This window comes from Candidatus Hadarchaeales archaeon, from assembly GCA_038736355.1.
Taxonomy (GTDB): domain Archaea; phylum Hadarchaeota; class Hadarchaeia; order Hadarchaeales; family WYZ-LMO6; genus WYZ-LMO6.
Window position 1 is genome coordinate 411,319 of record JAVYML010000002.1, and the last position, 21,260, is coordinate 432,578.

Consider the following 21,260-nt stretch of genomic DNA (forward strand, 5'->3'; position numbering starts at 1 on the left):
TTTCTTGGTCCCGGTGGAGGCCGCAGAACTGAACGTAGAGAACCTCCAACTTCATTTGGAATTCACTTCCCAAGCCAGAGTTCTCGTGGAAGCTTCGGCCTTTTTCCAGAGTGATCAGATCCTTCCCCACCTTCAGCTGGAACTCCAGGCCCTTTCTTCGGATTCTTCCTTGAAGGCAACGCTTAGGGGAGAAATGAAGGGATTGCCGGAGGAGTTGGAGAATCTGCTCCTCTCCTTCTCCCCTCAATTCCTCAATATTTTTCTTTCCCAGTACGAGGGTAAGACCCTGCGGGAGATAAGGGAAGGCTCCGGAGGTCTTCCCGCCATAGAGCTCAGGGACTTGGAGTTTCTTCCCGAAATAGAAAACTTGGTGTTGAAAGAAATAGAGATCAGGGAATTGAGGGGACTTCATCCCGGTGTAGAGTTTTCCCTTTTCTTGGTACTGAAAGGGGTGAGGAGGGAATATCTCCCCTTGAGTTTTTGGCTTTCACTAAAAAATGCAGAAGATGGAGCCTTCCTTCATCTACGTGCTGAGTCCGGTCTTCCGCATGAAAGAAATCGTGTGGTGTTGAATTCCCTCCCCTTGGGGAGGTTTTTGAAAGGGATTTCCCCAGGAAACTTCCTTTTGACCCTCAAAATACCCGAAGGGGCAGAGATTTCAGGCCTGCCTGAGGGTTTCGAGAACGAGGGAGGTGTTTACGTTTTTTCTGGGGAGAACATGGAACTGTTTCAAACTTTGGTCAGCGAACTGGAGGGAACTGGCCTCTATTACGAATATTTCCCCCCCTCTTCCTCCCTTCCCATCCTTCCCCTCGTGGTGCTTGCTTTGGTGGTTCTTGCTTCTTTCCTTTTCCTCAAAAGTTTTATACTCCCTAGAAAGAATGTGAAAATATGACAGAGAGAAAGCAAATTTATAGGTGCAACATTTGTGGCAACATCGTGATGGTATTACATGCGGGTAAGGGACAGCTGGTTTGTTGCGGCCAACCCATGGAGCTCCTGCAAGAGAGAACAGAGGAAGTGGGGAGAGAAAAACATGTGCCGGTGATCGAGACCAAGGAAAGGGGGGTAAAGGTGAAGGTGGGTTCGGTGCCACATCCGATGGAGGAGAAGCATTATATCGAATGGGTGGAAGTGGAAGGAGAAGGTCTTCTCTGCCTAAAGTTCCTCCAACCTGGTGAGGCACCTGAAGCCGACTTCCAAGTGAGGGCCACCAAGGCTAGGGAGTACTGCAATGTTCATGGTCTCTGGAAGGGCGAGCGGAAAGAATGATAGATGTCTGTCCTGGGATAAGGAAGCTGATAGAACCACAGATAGTGGTAAGGACTTGCCCGGCTTGTGGTGAGGAAGTGGAGTTCTTCGAATACGAAATCGAAACCAAGTGTCCCAAGTGTGGAAAGAAGGTTCACAGGGAGGCTTCTCCCTCTTGCGTGGTCTGGTGCAAGTATGCGGAAAAATGTCTGGAAGATTTGGAGAAAAGGAAGATGGTTCCACCTTCTAGGATAGAGGAACTCCGGAAGCTGATAAGACGTTAGGACTACTTTTTAGGTTCCGGGTGTAGAGAAATCTGAAATGGCGACCCTGCTCGAAAGGATAGTACGAAAACACTTGGTGGAAGGAAGACCCTGTCCGGGTGAGGAAGTGGCGATAAAGGTGGATCAGACCCTCACCCAGGATGCGACGGGTACTTTGGCCTATCTGGAGTTCGAGGCGCTGGGCCTTTCTAGGGTTCGGACAGAACTGAGTGTGAGTTATGTGGATCATAATACCCTCCAGACCGATTTCAGGAACGCCGACGACCACCGTTACCTACTCTCCGTGGCCAAAAGGTACGGGATTTACTTCTCCCCCCCAGGTAATGGTATCTGCCACCAACTACATCTGGAACGCTTTGCTTCTCCCGGAAAGACCCTGTTGGGCTCCGACAGTCATACTCCAACGGCTGGAGCGATAGGTTGTTTGGGGATGGGGGCGGGGGGATTGGACGTGGCTTTGGCCATGGCCGGTTTGCCCTACTCTTTCACCTATCCCGAGGTGCTTGGATTCAGGCTGTCCGGCGAGCTCCCTGAATGGGTATCCGCCAAGGACCTGGCTTTGGAGGTCCTCAGGAGACTGGGGGTGAGAGGGGGTAGGGGTAAGGCGCTCGAATATTTTGGTCCAGGGTTAAGGGGACTGAGTGTACCCGAGAGGGCCACCGTGGCCAACTTGGGTACGGAGACAGGTGCCACCACCAGCCTCTTTCCCAGCGATGCAATTACCAAACATTTCCTCAGGGCCCAAGGAAGGGAAGAGGATTGGGTATACCTTCCCGAGGAAGGAGGGTATGAGGAGGTGGAGGAAGTAGAGCTCGAGAGGTTGGAACCGCTCGTAGCCCTCCCCCATAGTCCTGGCAACGTAAAGCCAGTGAGGGAGGTGGAGGGTGAGGAAATACACCAAGTGGTGATAGGTTCCTGTACCAATTCCTCGCTCAGGGATCTGAAGGTAGTAGCCCACATCCTGAAGGGAAAAAAGGTGGCAGAAGGGGTGGATTTGCTCATAAGTCCTGGTTCCCGACAGGTGGTGGAGCATCTGGTGAAGAGCGGAGAGATGAGATATCTCCTTCAAGCAGGTGCTAGGATTTTGGAATGTGCCTGCGGCCCTTGTATAGGGATGGGAGGTGCCCCCCCCTCCGGCGCAGCTTCCCTCAGGACCTTCAACCGCAACTTCGAAGGTAGAAGCGGAACTCCAGATGCCAGAGTTTTCTTGGTGAGCCCGGAAGTGGCAGCCGCTTCTGCCCTCAAGGGAAAGCTCACGGACCCTCGCGGAATGGGTAAATATCCTAGGGTGAGAATGCCTGGACGTTTCCTTTCCTCCGGATTTTTCGTTCGTCCCCTTCCCCAAGAAGAGGCGGAGAGGGTGGAAGTGGTGAGGGGGCCAAACATTCGCCCCCTTCCCGAGTTCTCTCCGCTCCCCCTAGTAGTGGAGGGAAAAATTCTGCTGAAGGTGGGGGATGACGTCAGCACCGACCACATCCTTCCGGCAGGCTCAGAGGTTCTTCCCCTCAGGAGCAACATACCAGAGCTGGCCAAGTATACCTTTTCGCGCCTTGATCCCACCTTTTATCAAAGGGCTAAACAGGAAGGAGGAGGTTTCGTGGTAGGAGGGGAGAACTATGGACAGGGATCCAGCAGGGAACACGCAGCCCTTGTTTTGAGGTATTTGGGAGTGAGGGCAGTTCTGGCGAAGTCCTTTGCCCGTATTCACCTCGACAACTTGATCAATTTCGGAATCCTCCCTCTGGTTCTTGATTCCTCTCAGTACGAGAGACTGAAGGAAGGGGAAATGCTCAGGTTGGAAACGGGAGACTTGCGGAAAGTCGTGGTGAGGTGGAAGGAAGGGGAAATGGTTCTCTCCTCCCTCCTCTCTGAGAAGGAAGGAGAAATGGTGAGGATGGGTGGGAAGCTGGCTTGGGCAAGGAAAATCCTCGGAAGAGATTAATTGGGTACCGGGGCTTGTCCCCGTTCGTCCTGATTTTTTCAAAATCCCTTGAAGAGCTTCAGCCCGCGGTTTTTGCCAACGATCCCTAGTCCACACATCCATCCTTGCCTCCCCCTTATAGCTAAAAGGTTCCCTCGCAGAGAAAGCATGAGGGCTTGATCTACGTCATCCAAAAACATAGGGCGAGGCGTCTCCACTACGACCTCAGGCTAGAGATGGATGGCGTGCTGAAGAGTTGGGCAGTTCCCAAGGAGCCACCCCTGGAAGAAGGAATAAAGAGGTTAGCCGTGCAGGTGGAGGATCATCCCCTTGGTTATGAAAATTTTGAGGGTATCATCCCCGAGGGACAGTATGGGGCTGGAGAAGTGGAAATTTGGGATAAGGGGGAATACGTGTTAAAGGAGAGGAGAGAGGATAGGCTAGTCTTCGAACTGAAGGGAAAGAAGCTGAAAGGAACCTATTGCTTGCTGAGGTTCAAGAAGGGGGAACCAAAGAATTGGTTGTTTTTCAAAATCAAGACCCCAAAACTTGAAGAAAAAGAAAAAGGGAAAAGATAGGGCGGGAACGAAGGTTGTTCCTTCCCTATCTCCTGCGGCGCCTATCCCAGCACTCTCTGCAGTAGACGGGCCTACCCTCCGTCGGCTTGAAGGGAACTTCACACTCCCTTCCGCAATCGGAGCACACGGCCTTGTGCATCTCCCTAGGCCTGAAGCCCCGACGCATGCCCCTGCTCACGTCCATTTCCTAACCTCCTTTCGTTTTTTTGGATATACCACCAAGAAACTCTCGTTTCTCGGTTTCTCCTGGACAAGTCCAGAAGACGGTATATCCGCGTTTCTCTCGTAGGACCAGTATAAAAAAGTATCAGTGGGCAGGGGTACCCTTCTTCCCCCCTTTGGAGCAGTACACCCGCTTTAGAGGACTTCAGCCCCAAGCAGAAACATGAAAACTCTAGAGAGTGTCCGTTCGCGCTCTCATCCCTTTAGCTCCTTGATTCTCTTCACCAGCGCGGGGAGGATTTCTCCCACCTTTCCACGTAAGGAGAGATCGGAGAGAGGTGTGAGGGGGGTGGGTTCCAGATTTACCTCAACCAACAAAGCACCCTTTTCTTTGGCCAAACGGGGAAGATGGGCGAAGGGATAGACCACCGCCGAAGTACCGCATACCAGCGCGAGGTCACACTTCCTTACCTCTTCCAGGCTCTCTTCCATCACATCTTCGGGAATGGGTTCCCCAAAATAGACCACATCGGACTTCAGCGGTCCTCCGCATCTGCACCTTGGTGGAAGTTCCCCCCTTTCCCTCATACCCTTCAAGTCAAATTCTTTCCTGGAATACCTAGTACCGCACCTTGGACATCTGAGCTTGAAGGCGTTGCCGTGATATTCCAGTACCCTCTTGTTCCCGGCCTTACGGTGCAGGTCATCTATGTTTTGGGTGATCACGCACTTGAGGATTCCTATTTCCTCCAGCTCGGCTAAAGCAAGGTGTCCAGGATTGGGAGAGTAAGAGTCCAGGTCCCCGAAGGGAGAGGGTCTGCTCAAGACTTCCTCCCAGTATGCCTTGGGATCGGAAAGGAACTTGGGGTAGAGCAGATAGGCCCTAGCCTCTTCTTCGGGGTACTTGGTCCAGATTCCGGAGGGTCCTCTGAAATCCGGAATCCCCGACTCCGTGGACATTCCAGCCCCGGTGAGGGCAATGGCATAACGGGAGGAAAGTAGGAGCCGGGCACCCCTCCTGAGCAGTTCCTCCTGCCCCAAAGCGATCTCCCGGATTTTTCGGGAGAATTCTATATACTTTTGCTCCTTAAAATAACTGATAGGAATATGAGAATCCTTAGGCCTTCAGAGCTAAGGACGTTGCGTCTTGAGAAGGGTTTGACCCAGGCCAAATTGGCTGAGCTCACCGGTCTTACCCAAGCCTATATTGCGAAAATAGAAGCGGGAAAAGCCGACCCAAGATTTTCCACTTTAGAGAAGCTTTCTTCCGTGCTCCTCCGAACGGAGGAAGAACCCCTGCTTAGGGCAGGAGAGATGATGACTTCCCCCGTGCTCTATGTGAGACCCTCCGATTCCCTCGAAAAGGCGATCAAACTCATGGGAGCCAAAGGTATTTCCCAGCTCCCCGTGCTGGAGGAGGGAGTGCAAGTGGGTTCTCTCTCGGAGGCGGACGTAGTGCGGAAGGTGGCAGAGGGGGAAGGTAAGGAGCTCTTGAAGAAAAAGGTTGGAGAGGTAATGGGTGGGCCCTTTCCCGTGGTAGGACCAGAGCTCCCTGCCCCCGCCATTCTCTCAATGCTGGAACATGCACCCGCTGTTTTGGTGGTGGAAAGGGGGAAAGTGAAGGGGATCGTCACCAAAGCTGATGTTTTAAGGGCCCTAGTGGAAAGGGCGGAAGCCAAATAAAGTCGAGCAACAACTTCTTATAGGAAAAATGGGTGAAAGAGCGCTCCATATAGGTCTCCTGCTTCTCTCTTTAGCACTCTCGGTGGGTCCCTTTCTGGTGGCCTTTGCCTCGGAGAGCTGGGATGTACGTTCCACCTTGTTGGGAGATCTTGGACCCTTTGAGGAACTGACTTCGGAAGGTAAGGAGCCGAAGATGGAGACGGGGGACACCACCTTTCTTGCCCCCGTGACCAGAGAAAATGATCTACCTACCCTGCTTTCGTGCGTCACCCTCGCCAACTCCTATTCCTTCAAGTTGGGGGTAAGGGAAATTTCCTTAAAGATCTTCTGCTCGGAGGATGGTTTTGAGGTGGGAAGGGGAAGGCTGGAGGAAGCCGTAGTGGTTGGGCCAGCGTCGAGGGAGAACCTGAAAATTTTGTTGACTTTCACATCCGAAGGCTCCCGTCACCTCTTGGAAAGGCACGTGGTTGGTTCTTACCTCCAGGTACGCTTGGATCTGAAGGGGGACTTCACGCTGGACATTTACGGTTTGGAGATCAAGGCGCGCGTGGAGGATTCGATAGAGCTCTATCAGGAGGTGGAGGGATGAAATCCTCCTCGAGAGTTGGTAGAAGGAGTATGAACTGGTTTGGACTCGTGGCTGGACCCCTCATGATCCTCCTTCCCTTCTTGGGTTTTTGGTGGAACTTGAGGATCGGTATGGGAGCTGTGGATCTCTCCTTCTCCCCCTTCAACTTCAGGCTGATGGCACTAGAACAACCCATCTCCTCCCCGCTGATAAGGTTCATATGTTTGGGGGCCACCCTTACCCTTGTCATCTCAGGGATCTTCCTTATTCTGGCTTCCCTCTACCCCAAGAGGTGGTGGTCGAGGAGGCTGCTGAAGTTCGGGGCCACCAAGCTGCTCTGGATGTGGGTAAGCTTCCTCGTCCTGCTCTTGGCACTTTCCTTGCTGGGCAACTTCCTTGCAGGAAAGGTCCCCGAACTGCGGGGCTTCAGCCTGCCCTACCTCTCGGGAAGCTCCACCGCCGTGCTGGAGATGGAGAACACGACCATCACCCTTCCGCTCAGAATGTCCTTGGGCTGGCCCTTCTTCTTTGCCCTCGTTCCGGCGGTGCTGGGTGTACTGGCAAGGATTTACCACCGCAGGTTCTCATCTCCTGAGGAGTGAGCTGCGGAGGGCGAAAAGCACGGCACACGGAAACCCATGCCTCACGCGGGCACGATTATCCTGTGTGTGGGCAGCACGAGCATTCTCACCCCGTATACCTTGAGGAGGTTTCCCGGAGTCAATACTTCCTCCGGGCTACCCAAGGCAAAGACCCTGCCTCCTTTTAACATGAGGACTTTATCCGAAACCCTGTAAGCATGGGTCAGGTCATGGGTGGCCAAAACAAGGCAAAGACCATGGGAGCGCAGTTCTTCCAGCAGCTCCAGGGTCTCCAGCTGATGTTTGGGGTCTAGGTTTGCCGTGGGCTCGTCTAGCAACAGGATTTCTGGATCCCCAGCCAGTGCCCTGGCTAAGTACACCCTCTGGAGTTCCCCCCCGCTGAGTTCCTCCAGCGTTCTTCCTGCCAACCGCAGTGCTCCCACCTTCCGAAGGCTCTCGTAGGCTTTTTTCTCGTCCTCTCTGGAAGGCGCCCATTTCATGTATGGCCTTCTACCGGTCAGCACGAAGTCGAAGACCGTGAGCATCCCAGTGGGCAGAGTTTTTTGGGGTACCATTCCCATTCTCCTCGCCACCTCCCTCCTGGGCATCTCCTCCACCGCTCTCCCGTCCAAGAACACCACTCCCCTGTGGGGTCTCAGCACTCCATCGATTACCTTAAGGAGGGTGGTTTTTCCCGCCCCGTTGGGTCCCACCAGCGAGAGGATTTCACCTGCCCCCACCTCCAGCGAGACTCCCTCTAGGGCCCTGAAGCTCCGGTAGAGGACACTCACCCCCTTTACTCTAATATCCACCGCCAAGCCTTCCACCCCTCATGAGCAGGTAGACTAGGAGGGGGGCACCCACCAGCGAGGTCATGATGCCCACGGGTATAATCGTTGGCGAAAGGATGGTTCTCCCCACGGTGTCCGAGAGGAGGAGGATGAGGGCACCCATGACCATGGAGGCTGGCATCAGGTATCTGTGTCCTCCCCCCAACAGAAGCCTACAGGCGTGAGGTGCCACTAGGCAAACAAAACCTATGACGCCCGCGAAGGAAGTGGCCAGGGCCGTGCCCAAGGCCGCCACTATACATGTTTCCAGTCTTATCCTTTCAGGGCTCACCCCGCTCGAGCGGGTGAGTTCGTCACCGCTGGTCAGAAGGTCGTAGTCCAAGCTGCGGTACAGGAAATAGGGGAGCACAAGGAGCAGGGAGGGTAGGGAGAGGAACCAGAGTTCCGTCCAGCTTACCCTCCCCAAATCCCCGAAGGTCCAAAAAATCACGGTGGAGACCAGGACCTCGTTGAGGACGAAATATTGCAGCAGGTAGAGGAGGGCCTGGTAGAGGAAGGAAATGGCGATAGCGGAGAGGATCACGGCCCTGGTGTCAAGCCCGGCCCTGCGGGCGAGGAGGAGGATGAGGGCCACTTGCAGGAGGGAAAAGGAGAAGGCGGAGGCGGAGACTAGAAAGGGGTTGTACACGGAGATGGTGAACCTGCTCACGTTTCCGCCGTGCATGAAGAGGAGAGCCACCGCTACTCCCAAAGAGGCAGCGAAGGAAAGGCCGAAGGTGAAGGGGGAGGCGAGCGGGTTCCTCATGGAGGCCTGTACGGCAGCTCCCGAGGAGCCAAGCACCGCACCTATGAGAAGGGCTGCCAGAATCCTTCGGAGCCGTAGATCCCAGATGACGGTCGAGAGGGGACTACCGTCGGGCCTGAGAAGCACCCTCAGGACGTCGAGGGGCGAGGCCCTGTAGGTGCCGAGGCTCAGGGAGAGGGGAATGAGGAGGAGGACGAATAGGATCAGGGAGAGGAGGACAAGCCTCTTCCTGCGGATTAGCCTTCTGAACTTTGGGTCCATGATTCAGGAAGGTGGAAAGAGGGCGGAGAGGTTGCGGAAGCCCCCATAGGCGTTCTCGTAGGCTGAGTAGAGAGGTTTACCCACAAAAGTTCTGAAGATTTCGTCGGCTTTCTTCACTGGGTCCACGTCGGCGAAGCGGTCTGGGTATAGTATTTTCCCCAAGTAGTAAGCGTTGGCGAGGGCCACGCTGAAGTTGGTGGCATAGTAGTTGTATGGTAGAAGGCCGTAAACCCTCCCCTCTCGGAAGGCGGAGAGATGCCGGTACTTCGCCGGGTCCTTGTTGAAGTCCTGTAGTACGGTGTTCAGATTGTTCTGGTCTATGAAGACGAAGTTCGGATCCTTCTGGAGGATGAATTCGAAATCGACGGTGGGTGGTTCGCCACTGGTTGCGTTATCCGCTATGCTTGGCGTGTTGAGGAGCTGGAGGGGAGGGTAGGGCGACTGGGTGGTGGTGAAGGGCTGGGGCCCCTTGTAGGAAATGGCACCTACGTAAACGCTCGGCCTGTTTTCCAGACCCGCGGTTCTGAGGTCCAAGTCCCGGCGCAGTCCCTCGATGAAATCCACCAGCTCTTTGGCCCTTTCTTCCCTGCGGAGGGCCCTCCCCAGGGTACTGATCATGTTTTCCAAGGCCTCCAGCGCCACTCCGGTAGCCCCGTACCCCGTCACCATCACGACGGCCCCGGTTTCGTTCTGGAGGCGGTCGGGATCATACATGCTGGCGTAAGTGGGGGAGAGGAGAATGAGCTGGGGCTGCACGGCCAGCAGTAGTTCGGGAGAGGGGGGTCTGCCCGGACCTCCTGGGCCTATCACAGGGAGGTTCTCAAACCGCTGGCCATAGGCCATGGCGTAGTCACGGCCCGTGAAGCCCCAGTTCTTCTCCGCCTCCTCCACACCTACGAGCAGGTCGGTGGCATCTAGGTAGCAGAGAAGCCTGAGCGCGCCCGGTCCTGCCGCCACCACCCTGTTGAGGTTTTCGGGTATTACCACTTCCCTTCCCAAAAGGTCTTGGATTACTACAGGTCCTACAGTTTCTTTTTTCTCCGCCGGACTGATTAGGAGAAAGACCGCGGAAGAGAGGAGAATGAGGGCGAGAGCGCCCACCAAAACCACGGGGATGTTCAGGCCTCCTTTCTCCATCAACTTCCCCTCCTGAGGGGTACCTCCATTCCCACCACTATCCCCCTTCCCATCACGGCGTTGCACCTCCCTTCACAACCGAGGCAGAGGTTCTTTCCTTCCCTTTTCTTGATCCTGGTTTTCATGACCAGCTCACCACATTCTTCGCACCTCACGCTGTCAAAGATGGGGGCCAGCTCCAGCTCCTTAACCCCCACTTCCTCGATCTTGAACTCCTCCTCCGGGAGTTCTGCCATCTTGTAACCTATCTTTTCCCACAGCTCACCCAGTTTTCTTGCCTCCTCTTCCGTTCCTTCCCTCCTGCTCACCACCTTCTCGAAGAGTTCCAGCGCCTCCCTGCTGAAGTGCTTCGCCCTGAGGTACTCAGGGTCCACGCACACCCTTATCCCCTTCCACTCCCCCCTCTTCACCAGCGTGACTGCAGTTTTCCCTAAATCCAGGTAGATCAGGCAGTTGTTCCCCAGCGTGCATCCCGTGGCCACCTGTACCCCGTCCGTGAAGCAGCTGTTGCACTCCACTAGGGCCAGGAGCCTTTCCCCCACCGTTTCCCCCTCTCCGGCCCTTTTCACCCCCAGCCTTTTCATGGCGATCTCGGAGGCTCTCACTCCCAGAGAGAGGAAGGGACAGAGATGTCCGTGAAACCTTTTGGCCTCCTCTACCAGTTCCCTAGTCCTGCTCAGCAATGGAATCGATACACTGTATCATCCACTCTATTTAAAGATTACTTTTTTACAAAAAAGTAATACTAACTTTCTTGAATTCTCAAGCTATTCCAAGAGCACCAAGTGCTGTTCCATGTCTATCTTACGAATTTTGCCCTTGATTTCCACCCTTTCTCCCAGCAGGGTGGTGACCACGTATCCCCCCTCCCTCTCCTCTATCAGCACCACGTCCTTGATTTCCCTCTCCCCCGACTTAACGGTGGCAATACACATCTTCATTCACCCCGAGCAGGAAGTCCAGCACCTTCCCGGCCTCCTCCCAGGCCTTTCCCGCTCTCAGTTCCCTCCCCTCCAGTTCGGATTCGAAGAGCTCTCGGTCCTCGTGGATCACTCCTGCCACCCTCAGCCCCCTCCTCTCCACCTCTGCCCTAAGCCTTTCCTCCATCCTTCCCTGCCTTACCTTGTTGAGCACGGCGTAAACCCTTTTCTCCATTCTCTCCACCATCTGCGCCGTTCTGCCCGCCAGCACGATCGAGTCGAAGGAAGGGTCCACCACCACCAGCACCACGTCCACCCCTTCCTCCACCCCTCTCCCGAGGTGCTCCACCCCAGCCTCCAGGTCGGCCAGCAGCAGCTCCCCTTCCGCCAGCCTCAGCCTCCGCAGGACCTCCCTAGCCAGCGCTCCCAGGGGGCAGGCGCACCCCTCCTTTACCATCGTGATTTTCCCCACGCACAGGAGGGAAAGCCCTTCCTTCCTCCCCACATACTCAGGTGGGAGTTCCTCCACTCCGAAACTTTCCTTTGCCAGCACTCCCTTTCCACCCTCCAGAGTCTCCCACACACCCTTCCTTCCTCCCGCAAGCTCCAGCAGGGGGGAGGGAGGCCTCTCGAAACCTAGCAACCTGAAGAGTCCCGGGTTGGATTCGTCGGAGTCCACCACCACCACGCGAAACTTTCTGGAGAGGGCTTCTTGGGACAGGAGGGCCACCAGGGTACTTTTACCGCTTCCACCTTTCCCACACACTGCCAGCTTCACGTTTTGTGCTTTTGGGAGGGAGATTTAAAGGTTGGGGGTTGGTATCGTTAAATAGCCAGAAGGAAGAAAGGTTGAGAGCTTGAGGTCCTCCCGACTACCAGGCTTCCACGAAATCCCTCCAGAGGAGAGGCTGAAGCTGGTGAAAGAATTCGCGAATTTAACGGATGAAGAAGTGGAAATCCTGAGGAACACAGGCTCCCTCCCTCTCGACCTGGCCGACCGGATGATAGAGAACGTGATAGGAGCCACGCACCTCCCGCTGGGCATAGCCACCAACTTCCTCATCAATGGAAAGGATTACCTCATACCCATGGCTATAGAGGAGCCAAGCGTGGTGGCCGCCGCCTCCAACGCTGCCCGTATGGCCAGGATGAAGTACGGTTTTAGGGCCAGCGCCGATGAACCCATCATGATAGGACAGATTCAGGTTTGCAAACTTTCCAATCCCGAGGAGGCCAGGAGAAAGATCTTGGAGAACAAGGAAAAAATTTTGGAAAAAGCCAACGAGAAGGACCCCCTTTTGGTGAAGGTTGGGGGAGGGGCGAGGGATTTGGAGGCAAGGGTGTTGGAGACCTACATGGGCCCTATGATAGTAGTACACCTGTTGGTGGATGTGAGGGATGCGATGGGAGCCAATGCCGTGAATACGATGTGTGAGGCCGTGGCTCCCGTGATAGAGCAACTCACGGGTGGAAAGGTCTATCTCCGAATCATCTCCAATCTAGCTGTTTACAGAAAGGCCAGAGCTGAGGCCTCCTTTCCCAAGGAAGCCTTGGGTGGGGAAGAGGTGGTGGAAGGTATTCTTTATGCTCACGCCTTGGCGGTTGCGGATCCTTACCGCTGTGCCACTCACAACAAAGGAATTATGAACGGAATCGTGGCGGTAGGTCTAGCCCTTTCAAACGATGTAAGGGCATTGGAGGCTGGAGCCCACAGCTATGCTGCCTTGGGGGGTTACAAGCCCCTCACCACCTGGGAAAGGGAGGAAAATGGAGACCTCAGGGGAAGAATAGAACTACCGCTGGCGGTGGGCATCGTAGGTGGAGCAGTGGGTGTGCATCCCGTAGCTAAGGTGTGCAGGAAAATCCTTGGCGTTAGTTCTTCGAAAGAACTTGCAGAGGTAATGGCAGCAGTAGGTCTGGCTCAAAACCTTGCTGCCCTCAGGGCACTGGTGGCAGAGGGCATCCAGCGCGGACACATGAAGCTTCACGCCAGGAACATAGCGATAGCGGCTGGGGCCAAGGGTAAGCAGGTAGAAGAGGTGGTTAGGAGAATGGTGGAGGAAGGATGCGTCAGGATGGACAGGGCAAAGGAGATCCTTGCCGAGCTAGAAACACGCCAGTAGTCTTTTTCCTTTATAAGACTGTCCGGACGAAGTGGGAAGAGATGGGATTGGGGTTTGAGCGCGTGGTGGAAGAGATAGTTAGGCAGACTGGTGTGAGCAGAGAAGAGGTAATGGCTAGGATAAGGGAAAAGGAAAGGGAGTTCGGCTCCATCACCACCCCCGAGGGCTTGGCCAAGATGGTGGCGGCTGAGCTTGGGGTAAGGCTCCCCGGGGAGAAGCTCAAACCCAGGGAGATCACCTTGAAAGATCTGGTTCCTGGTATGTCGAATGTGAATTTATTGGCAAGGGTGGTGAGAGTATATGAGCCCAGGAGTTTTCCCCGCTGGGATGGGTCGGTGGGGAGGGTAGCTTCCCTCATCCTTCAGGATAGCACGGGAAGGGTTAGGGCTTCCCTTTGGGACAACAAGGCTTCGCTGGTGGAGACGGGTGCCATCCAGAAGGGGGATCTGCTCAGAATCAGCGGGGCCTACGTACAGGAAGGAAGGGAGGGGGAACCAGAACTGAAGCTTGCTGCTAGGAGCACGGTGGAAGTAGTCAAGGATCCTTCTCTGGAGGCCAAGTTCCCCCTTCCGGAAGAGGATTTGGTGAGGATCTCGGACTTGAAAGAGGGACACAGGGAAGTGGATTTGGTGGGAAGGGTGGCGGCGGTGGGAGAGGTGAGGGTCTTTGAGCGCCCAGATGGAAGTACCGATAAGTTCGCCTCTTTCGTTTTACTCGATGAGACGGGAAAGATCAAGGTCTTTCTCTGGGGAGAAAAGGCAGACTTGGTAAAGAACCTACGCAGGGGTGAAGTGGTTAAGCTTGAAAATGCGCAGGTTAGGGTGGATCCCAGTGGAAAGCCCTACTTGAGAGTGGGGAGTGGTGGTAGGGTAATCCTTTCACCCGATTCACCCAGAGCTTCTCAGTTGCCCGAAGTGGATGGAAAGTTGTTGAAGCTCGAAGAGGTGGAGCCGGGTATGCCTTGGGTGGAGGTGGCTGCCAGGGTGAGGAGGAAATATCCGGAGCGCGAGTTCAAGCGTCAGGATGGAAGCGTGGGGAAGGTAGTGGGGATGATGCTCGAGGACGAGACGGGATTGATGAGGGTCTCCTTCTGGGACGGAGCAATCGAAAGGGCTGGGAGTTTGAAGGTGGGAGATGTGGTACTTTTGAGAGGTGCTTACACGAGGGAAAGTCCCTCGGGGAGACCGGAGCTACACGTGAGTAGATCTGCCTCCGTTGAAGTGAATCCCCCCGGTGTGGAAGTGGGGGAGTTCAAACCCAAGAGGGTAAGGGTGGGTGAGTTGGAGCCAGGTATGGATGGGGTGGAGGTAGTGGGGAGAGTGGTGGAAGTGGAGGGGGTAAGGGAATTCGTAAGGGAAGGGAGGAAAGGAAAGGTAGCCAGCCTGATCTTGGGGGATACGACGGGGAAAGTGAGAGTCCTCCTCTGGCAGGAGCACGCCGAGCGGGTTCCCAAGGTGGGGGAAATTCTGCTTCTGAGAAACGCCTACACACCGCTGGGCTCACCCCAGCTGGAACTGCACCTGGGAAGAATGGGTCAGCTGGAAATCAATCCCCCGATGGAGGAAGAACTCCCACCGGCTGAAATCCTCTCCCGTCTCTCCCAGGTTCCAGAGACGAGGGACATAGGGGAAATTCAAGAACCAAATCTACAAGTAAGGGTGAGGGGAACGATAGTACAGGTAATCAAGCGGCGCCCCATCTTCGATCTCTGTCCCTTGTGTGGGAGGACTTTGGGTACGGTGGATACCAGTCTTTTCTGCGAGGAATGTGGTAAGGTAGTTTCTCCAGAGCACAGGGCAGTGTTAAACCTACTCCTGGACGATGGAACGGGTGTAATCAGAGCAGTTCTCTTTGGGAAGGTGGCGGAGGAGTTGGTGGGTATGAACTCCACGAGGATTTTTGAGGAGTACAGGAAATCGCCCAATCTGATCGAGTTCTATCGATCGCTTGGATTGGAGGGAAGGGAAGTGATCTTTTCAGGTACTACTAGAAGGGATGAATATTTGGATCAACTGGAGTTGAGGGTTACCTCCGTGGAGTTTCCGGATGCCAGGGAGGAGGCAGAACGTTTGCTGGAAAGGGTTAAAGCGTTGAGAAGTTGAGGAGGTAGGAGAGTGTGGAAGACGATAAGAACTTGGAAGAGCTTCCCGGGGTGGGACCGGCCATTGCGGAGAGGTTGAGAGAAGCAGGATACAGGACCATTTCCTCGCTTGCCGTGGCGACCGTGGAGGAGCTGAGGGAAGTGGCGGAAATAGGGGAAGCACAGGCTCGAAGGATCATAGAAGCGGCCAAGCAGATGGCGGACATAGGTAAGTTCATTACGGGAGAAGAGGTCCTAGAACTGAGGAAAAAGCTTGGATGGATCACCACTGGGAGCAAACAGTTGGATGTTTTACTGGGAGGGGGGATACCTACTAGGTCGGTCACCGAGGTCTTTGGGGAGTTTGGGACGGGAAAAACTCAACTGGCCCATCAGCTCTGCGTTAATGTACAACTACCCGAGGAGAGGGGAGGTCTGAACGGTAAGGCGGTCTTCATCGACACGGAAAACACGTTCAGACCGGAGCGTATTCAGGATATGGCAAGAGCTTTAGATTTGGACGAAAGGGAGGCCGTGAGAAACATCTTTTTCGCCAGAGCCTACAACACGGACCAGCAACTCCTCCTGGCCGAGAAGGTGGAGGAGCTGGCAGAAAGGGAAAACATCAAGTTGTTGGTGGTGGATTCCCTCACCTCCCTTTTCAGGGCGGAGTTCGTGGGAAGGGAAGCCCTAGCGGCCAGACAGCAGAAGCTAGCCAGACATCTCCTGACCCTCCACAGGCTTTCGGAGTTCAAGGACTTGGCAGTACTGGTGACCAACCAAGTACAGGCTAGGCCAGACATGTTCTTTGGAGACCCCACCAAGCCCATAGGAGGACACGTGCTGGCCCATTCCGTGACCACTAGGGTATACCTGAGGAGGAGCAAAGGGAACAAGCGTATAGCCAGGGTGGTGGATAGCCCCTCCCTTCCGGAGGCCGAAGCCATTTTCTCCGTCTCCGAAGTGGGTATAAGGGACTGAGATGCGGTTGAAGGCCAAGGTATGTTGTTACTATTCTCAGGATAAGAAAGCCGAAGCCGTGGCTAAAGCCCTTTCCCCAGACAACGTTGGAGGGAAGGGAGTGAAAGTTTGCACGGTTAGAAGGGGAAAGAAGGTGGTAACCACCATCGAAATGGAAGGGAGGATAGAGACCCTTCTGGCTACCCTAGATGACCTTCTCGCCTGTACGGAGGTGGCGGAGAGTCTAAGCACCCTGTGAAATACTTATTTTCAGAGGACAAAGGGGACCGGCTTGAGGTTCCTTTTAAAAGCGAGGCTGAGGTTCAGCGGAGGGCTGGAGGGACTAAGGGAAGAAATAGGTGAGCTGCTGGAAGGATCATCCGATCTTTTGAGGAAGGGTGCCCCGCCGGGAAGGGAGGGGGCAAGGGTGGAGAGATGGGAGGTGAAAGGTGAAGAGTTAGAACTCTGGTTGGTCTCCGATAGATATGTGAGGGCCCATAGCGCCCTCCTTCGTTTGGCGAAGGAGCTGAGAGAAAAACTGGGGAAGCATAGGCTAGGGCTCAGAGAAGTGAAGGGGGAAGAATACAGGATAGAGTTACCCTTCGTTCCCGAGGTGAAGGATCTGGGAGGTCTCAAGTGTAGGGTGGAGAGGGTAAAAGAGAACGCCCTTTTGGTTCTGGAGGATCTCTCCGAAGGTGATCTGAGGAGGGGGACGGTGGATCGCCTGCTTTCCCTGCTGGAGAAACAACCTCCCCAACCAGAGAGGATCCAGGAGATTCCAAAGGTGGTGAAAGAAGAGGAGGGAACTCCCCCCCTTTTCTCAGACAATCCGACGGAGGAAATGGAAAAGAGAGGATGGATTCAGGAGTTCCCCGGAAGGGGGCAGTGGCTTTATGGTCCTCCCTTCACCTCCCTACTGTTGGCTTTGGAAGAGCTGATTTTGGAAGAGGTGGTAAGACCTTTGGGCTTTGTGGAGGTCATGCTTCCAAAGCTCATCCCCTTGGAAGTGATGAGGAACATGCCTGGTTACCTCGACGGTATACCAGAGGGAATGTATTATGTTTGCTCCCCGCCCAGGGATCCTCAGGCCTTCGCAGACTTCAAGAGTGAAATAAGGCTCCGCAAGAGGGTGGCTTCAGAACTGCTCAAGGAAGCGGTGGAGGCCCCCTCCTATGTCTTGGCGCCCGCCCAATGCGAGCCCTTTTATCAGATGTTCAGTAGGAAGCTGGTGAAGCTGGAGGAACTTCCTGTCAAGTTCTTCGACAGGAGCGGTTGGACGTACAGATGGGAGGGAGGGGGGGCGGAAGGTCTAATCCGTACCCATGAATTCAGGAGGATAGAGCTGGTTTTCTTGGGCTCCCCCCAACAGGTGGTGGAGATAAGGGAGGGGGTGAGGGAGAGGAGCGAGAATCTTTTGAGGAAGTTGGGAATGAGGTGGAGGTTGACCGTAGCCACTCCCTTCTACCTCAGGGAAGGTGAGAAAGAAAGGGGAGGACCAGAAGTGGCAACCTATGACTTGGAGGTGAGGCTACCCTACAAACAGGACTGGTTGGAGGTGGCTTCTTTGAACGTCCATGGGGAGAAGTTCGTGAAATCCTTCGGGATAAGGGAGATGAAGGGAAGGGAGATTTGGACGGGATGTTGTGGTTTCGGAACCACGCGTTGGGCGGTGGGTTTTTTGGCTCATTATGGCCTGGAAAAGGGGTCTTGGCCAGAGCCCGTGAGGGCACGCGTGAGGGTTTTATCCGGTGGAGAGAAAGATGAGGGATAGGCTTGCCAGAGAAAGCGAGCTCGGCTAAGGAGTGGAAGAAGAAGACCTGGTACGAGCTTTATGCTCCCCCGATGTTTGGGGGAGCTAGGATAGGGGAGACTCCGGCATCCGATCCCCAAAAGGTCCTGGGGAGAAGGGTAGAGGTCTCTTTGGGGGACCTAGTTCAGGACCCTTCGAGGACCTATCTGAAACTCTTTTTCCAAGTGGTGAAAGTGGATGGGGAAAAGGCTTATACGGACTTCGTGGGCCATGATATGGCCCAATACTTCATCAGGAGCCAAGTAAGGAGGAGGGCCACCAAGATTACCCATATCCTCACCGTGAAGACCAAGGATGGAAGGGAGATCCAGATCACTGCCGTGGTGTTAACGTTGAAGAAAATTTCGAGATCGCAGGTGAAGGCCATTCGTTCGGAGATAACCAATCTCCTCACGACAAGGGCTTCGGAGCGCACCTTCGATCAGTTCGTTCAGGAGGCCGTGCTAGGCAAGCTCTCAGCCGATATCTACAAGGTGGCGAAGAAGTATTGTCCTATCAGAAGGGTTGAAATTCAAAAAACAGAAGTTCTCAAGACTCCGAAAAGGGAAGTGGCCGAGCCGGGTACTCCAGTTCCTCAGGTTCCGGTTGCGGGGGTTACCGAGTCTGGAGCTTAAGCTGTTCTACCAAACGTATATTACGGTTTGGGGGAGGGTTTGAAGGGTGCCACATCTTTTCGGTACTTCCGGTATTAGGGGCTTAGCCAACCTTGAGGTGGATTCTACCCTCGCCATGAGGGTGGGATTGGGCCTAGCCCATCTACTGGGGAATTCCGGAAAAGTGGTGGTGGGAAGAGATAACCGGACTTCCAGCGAAATGCTTGAGAGCGCCCTCCTTTCCGGCCTCCTCTCCGGAGGATGTACGGTGGTGAGGGCGGGAATGATCCCTACACCCGTGCTGGCCTTCGCCACCAAGAAGTGGAAGGCAAAGGCTGGGGTGATGATTACCGCCTCCCACAATCCTCCGGAGTACAATGGCCTGAAATGCTGGGATGGGGAGGGTGCAGCCTTCACGCCCGAAAAAGAGGAGGAACTGGAAAGGGAAATGGAAGGGGCGAAGGGCGTGGAATGGGGGAGAGTGGGAAGGGTGGAGGAGAGAGATCCTGTGGCGGAATATCTGGAGTGGGCCCTGGACCGTTTCACCCCCGGGGAAAGGCATAGGGTAGTGGTGGACGGTGGAAACGGTGCGGCTTCTAGGGTGACCCCCCTCCTCCTCAGGAGGGGAGGGTGTGAAGTTTTATCCCTCAACTGTTTTCCCAGTGGGGAATTTCCGGGAAGGGATCCGGAGCCTTCTCCCGAGAGCCTTCAGGATCTTTCGAGGGTGGTGGTATCGAGTGGGGCAGAGCTTGGGTTTGCCCATGATGGTGATGCCGATAGGATAGCCGTAGTGGATGACAGGGGAAGATTCGTACATCCTGACAGGTTACTCGCTCTGGTGGCCTCCCACTTGGTGGGAAAAGGGGAAAGGATGGTGACTACCGTGGATGCTTCCACCGTGATAGAGGAATGGGTGGAAAGGAAGGGTGGGAAGGTGGTGAGGACGAAGGTAGGGGATGTGAACGTGGCTAAGACCCTCAGAGAAGTGGGGGGAAAGTTCGGTGGGGAGCCCAGCGGGGCTTGGATCTTTCCTGAGGCCCACCTAGCACCCGATGGTCCTCTAGCCACCCTCCTCATCCTCAGGATGCTGGAGGAGGAGGGAAGGAGGCTTTCTGAACTCCTGGAAGAAGTTCCCTGTTATCCCCTCCTCAGGAAAAAGGTGATGTGTGGTCAGGCGGAGAAGGGGGAGAAAATGGAGAAGTTGAAAAGGGACCATGTGAAGCTGAAGGGGGTGAAGGGAGTGGAGGAAGTGGATGGCCTCAGAATCCTTTTCGAGGAGGGAAGCTGGGTGCTGGTGAGACCTTCTGGAACTGAACCATGCTTGAGGCTAACCTGCGAGGCGAGGAAGGAGGAGGATGCCAAGAAGAGGATGGAGGAGATTCTTTCCCTTCTTTCCTGATCTATCCATTTAGGTAAAAATAAATCCGGAGGTGGAAGAGGAGAGTTGATGAAGGCAGTGGTATTGGCAGCGGGGTTGGGGAAGAGGATGCGTCCCCTCACCTTCACCCGCCCAAAGTTCCTCCTTCCGGTGGCGGGTAAGCCAGCTTTGGATCGGGTTCTGGAACTCCTCATCGATGCCTTTGACGAAGTTGGAATGGTGGTGGGATACGGAAAGGAACAAATCATGGAGAGGTATGGGGATGGTTCATCGCTGGGACTGAAGATAACCTACTTCCACCAGCAGCAGCTCTTGGGCACGGCACAGGCCGTTTCACTGGTGAGGGAATGGGTGGGAAAGGAGGATTTCTTGGTCATCAATGGGGATACCCTCACGGATGAGGCCTCCATCCGACGCCTTTTGGACCTTCATGCGGAGAAGGCTTCTTCCCCGGACTTCGGGGGGTGTTTGGCCATCTCCGAGGTGGAGGATGCAAGCCAGTATGGGGTGGTCTTTTTGGAGGGGGAGAGGGTGGTGGGGGTGGAGGAGAAGCCCAAAGTGTGTGAAGTCAAAACCGTTAATGCAGGGGTTTACATCTTCACTCCCGAAATCTTTAGGGCCATAGAGAGGACGGAGAGATCTGAGAGGGGGGAATACGAGATCACCACCTCCCTGCAGTTGCTCCTCGATGAGGGGAAGAAGATCTATGCTTCCCCCCTGAACTTTTGGGCCGATCTCGGAAGACCTTGGGACCTTTTGGTGGCCAACGAACACTTCCTGAAGAGACAGAAGGGGGAAGTCCATGGAAAGATAGAATTTGGAGTGCACATAGAGGAAAACGTCTATGTGGGGGAAGGAACTAGGATAAGATCTGGTTCTTACATAGAGGGTCCGGTTTACATAGGAAGATACTGTGATATAGGACCAAACTGTTACATAAGGCCCTGTACTTATATAGGAGATTACGTGAGGATTGGGCATGGAGTGGAGATCAAGAACAGCATCATCATGGATCATACGCACATCGCCCACCTTTCGTATGTGGGTGATTCCGTGATAGGAAGCAGGTGCAACCTTGGTGCCGGGACCACCATTGCCAACCTGCGTTTGGATGAGGCGGAGGTGGAGATGGAAGTGGAGGGAAACAGGGTGGGGACCAGGAGAAGGAAGCTCGGGACCATCATAGCCGATTATGTGAAGACGGGAGTGAACTGCATGATCAATCCCGGAGTGAAGATTGGTCCTTATTCGGCGATAGGACCTGGAGCGGTGATCTACGAGGACGTTCCCCCCAGACAGATCTTCCTCGCTAGGCCCTTCATAGAAAAGAGGAGCTGGGGAGGGGAGGCCGAGGCGGGGACTTCGGAGGAATAA

General features: G+C 54.7%; 23 protein-coding genes and 1 pseudogene. 16 read left to right on the forward strand and 8 right to left on the reverse strand.

All coding sequences use genetic code 11. The features are described from left to right. Positions 1-13: 13 nt before the first annotated feature. The 5 genes and pseudogenes from QXG22_04585 to QXG22_04605 all read left to right on the forward strand — a co-directional run bounded on the left by QXG22_04585 (position 14) and on the right by QXG22_04605 (position 4,034). A complete protein-coding gene (locus QXG22_04585) occupies positions 14-895 on the forward strand; it encodes a hypothetical protein (protein MEM0359266.1) in 882 nt (293 codons plus the stop codon). Further along, positions 892-1,272, forward strand: a complete 381-nt coding sequence (locus QXG22_04590; protein MEM0359267.1) for a desulfoferrodoxin — start codon at positions 892-894, stop codon at positions 1,270-1,272. Before QXG22_04585 ends, QXG22_04590 begins: the two co-directional genes overlap by 4 nt. Next, positions 1,269-1,535, forward strand: a complete 267-nt coding sequence (locus QXG22_04595) for a hypothetical protein (protein ID MEM0359268.1) — start codon at positions 1,269-1,271, stop codon at positions 1,533-1,535. The genes QXG22_04590 and QXG22_04595 overlap by 4 nt, the downstream gene beginning before the upstream one ends. 37 nt (positions 1,536-1,572) lie before the next feature. Further along, a complete protein-coding gene (locus QXG22_04600; GenBank protein MEM0359269.1) occupies positions 1,573-3,477 on the forward strand; it encodes an aconitate hydratase in 1,905 nt (634 codons plus the stop codon). Positions 3,478-3,629: 152 nt separating this feature from the next. After that, positions 3,630-4,034 (forward strand): annotated as a pseudogene (locus tag QXG22_04605) (DNA polymerase ligase N-terminal domain-containing protein). A 25-nt stretch (positions 4,035-4,059) separates the two neighbouring features. Here the strand turns inward: QXG22_04605 and QXG22_04610 are convergent. Next, entirely contained in the window at positions 4,060-4,218 is a 159-nt protein-coding gene (locus tag QXG22_04610; GenBank protein ID MEM0359270.1) for a CxxC-x17-CxxC domain-containing protein, read from the reverse strand. A gap of 233 nt (positions 4,219-4,451) precedes the next feature. Continuing rightward, positions 4,452-5,237 (reverse strand): NAD-dependent deacylase, encoded by a 786-nt coding sequence (locus QXG22_04615; protein ID MEM0359271.1) that lies wholly within the window; start codon positions 5,235-5,237, stop codon positions 4,452-4,454. Between the two features lie 66 nt (positions 5,238-5,303). Between QXG22_04615 and QXG22_04620 the strand changes: the two genes are divergently transcribed. The 3 genes from QXG22_04620 to QXG22_04630 are packed head-to-tail and all read left to right on the forward strand — an operon-like array spanning position 5,304 to position 7,049. Further along, on the forward strand, positions 5,304-5,879 hold the full coding sequence (locus QXG22_04620; protein MEM0359272.1) for a CBS domain-containing protein: 576 nt from the start codon (positions 5,304-5,306) through the stop codon (positions 5,877-5,879). A 28-nt stretch (positions 5,880-5,907) separates the two neighbouring features. Continuing rightward, the gene (locus QXG22_04625; protein ID MEM0359273.1) at positions 5,908-6,468 is read left to right on the forward strand and encodes a hypothetical protein; all 561 of its coding nucleotides are present in this window, start codon (positions 5,908-5,910) and stop codon (positions 6,466-6,468) included. A 29-nt stretch (positions 6,469-6,497) separates the two neighbouring features. Continuing rightward, positions 6,498-7,049 carry a hypothetical protein gene (locus QXG22_04630; protein ID MEM0359274.1) on the forward strand — a complete coding sequence of 184 codons (552 nt, stop codon included), beginning with the start codon at positions 6,498-6,500 and terminating at the stop codon, positions 7,047-7,049. A 41-nt stretch (positions 7,050-7,090) separates the two neighbouring features. Here the strand turns inward: QXG22_04630 and QXG22_04635 are convergent, their stop codons facing one another. The 6 genes from QXG22_04635 to QXG22_04660 all read right to left on the reverse strand — a co-directional run bounded on the left by QXG22_04635 (position 7,091) and on the right by QXG22_04660 (position 11,720). Beyond that, positions 7,091-7,855, reverse strand: coding sequence for an ABC transporter ATP-binding protein (locus tag QXG22_04635; protein ID MEM0359275.1), 765 nt, complete (start codon positions 7,853-7,855; stop codon positions 7,091-7,093). Then, entirely contained in the window at positions 7,830-8,885 is a 1,056-nt protein-coding gene (locus QXG22_04640; GenBank protein ID MEM0359276.1) for an iron ABC transporter permease, read from the reverse strand. Before QXG22_04640 ends, QXG22_04635 begins: the two co-directional genes overlap by 26 nt. A gap of 3 nt (positions 8,886-8,888) precedes the next feature. Next, a complete protein-coding gene (locus tag QXG22_04645) occupies positions 8,889-10,022 on the reverse strand; it encodes an ABC transporter substrate-binding protein (protein MEM0359277.1) in 1,134 nt (377 codons plus the stop codon). Beyond that, entirely contained in the window at positions 10,022-10,705 is a 684-nt protein-coding gene (locus QXG22_04650; protein MEM0359278.1) for an FmdE family protein, read from the reverse strand. Before QXG22_04650 ends, QXG22_04645 begins: the two co-directional genes overlap by 1 nt. An 84-nt stretch (positions 10,706-10,789) precedes the next feature. Continuing rightward, positions 10,790-10,963: a CooT family nickel-binding protein gene (locus tag QXG22_04655; protein MEM0359279.1), complete on the reverse strand. Its 174-nt coding sequence runs from the start codon at positions 10,961-10,963 to the stop codon at positions 10,790-10,792. Next, positions 10,938-11,720, reverse strand: coding sequence for a DUF87 domain-containing protein (locus tag QXG22_04660; GenBank protein MEM0359280.1), 783 nt, complete (start codon positions 11,718-11,720; stop codon positions 10,938-10,940). The genes QXG22_04655 and QXG22_04660 overlap by 26 nt, the downstream gene beginning before the upstream one ends. 79 nt (positions 11,721-11,799) lie before the next feature. Between QXG22_04660 and QXG22_04665 the strand changes: the two genes are divergently transcribed. From QXG22_04665 to QXG22_04700, 8 genes are read left to right on the forward strand one after another with little or no spacing between them, the layout of a single operon-like run. Further along, a complete protein-coding gene (locus QXG22_04665) occupies positions 11,800-13,065 on the forward strand; it encodes a hydroxymethylglutaryl-CoA reductase, degradative (GenBank protein MEM0359281.1) in 1,266 nt (421 codons plus the stop codon). Between the two features lie 41 nt (positions 13,066-13,106). Further along, the gene (locus tag QXG22_04670) at positions 13,107-15,167 is read left to right on the forward strand and encodes an OB-fold nucleic acid binding domain-containing protein (protein MEM0359282.1); all 2,061 of its coding nucleotides are present in this window, start codon (positions 13,107-13,109) and stop codon (positions 15,165-15,167) included. A 32-nt stretch (positions 15,168-15,199) separates the two neighbouring features. Further along, on the forward strand, positions 15,200-16,126 hold the full coding sequence (gene radA, locus QXG22_04675; GenBank protein MEM0359283.1) for a DNA repair and recombination protein RadA: 927 nt from the start codon (positions 15,200-15,202) through the stop codon (positions 16,124-16,126). Between the two features lies 1 nt (position 16,127). Beyond that, positions 16,128-16,364 carry a KEOPS complex subunit Pcc1 gene (locus QXG22_04680; GenBank protein MEM0359284.1) on the forward strand — a complete coding sequence of 79 codons (237 nt, stop codon included), beginning with the start codon at positions 16,128-16,130 and terminating at the stop codon, positions 16,362-16,364. 33 nt (positions 16,365-16,397) lie between these two features. Next, positions 16,398-17,876 carry an aminoacyl--tRNA ligase-related protein gene (locus QXG22_04685; GenBank protein ID MEM0359285.1) on the forward strand — a complete coding sequence of 493 codons (1,479 nt, stop codon included), beginning with the start codon at positions 16,398-16,400 and terminating at the stop codon, positions 17,874-17,876. Positions 17,877-17,878: 2 nt separating this feature from the next. Then, complete coding sequence (locus tag QXG22_04690; GenBank protein ID MEM0359286.1) at positions 17,879-18,529, forward strand: 30S ribosomal protein S3ae; 651 nt, start codon at positions 17,879-17,881, stop codon at positions 18,527-18,529. Between the two features lie 46 nt (positions 18,530-18,575). After that, positions 18,576-19,907: a phosphoglucosamine mutase gene (glmM, locus tag QXG22_04695; protein MEM0359287.1), complete on the forward strand. Its 1,332-nt coding sequence runs from the start codon at positions 18,576-18,578 to the stop codon at positions 19,905-19,907. A gap of 48 nt (positions 19,908-19,955) precedes the next feature. Next, a complete protein-coding gene (locus tag QXG22_04700; protein MEM0359288.1) occupies positions 19,956-21,260 on the forward strand; it encodes a sugar phosphate nucleotidyltransferase in 1,305 nt (434 codons plus the stop codon).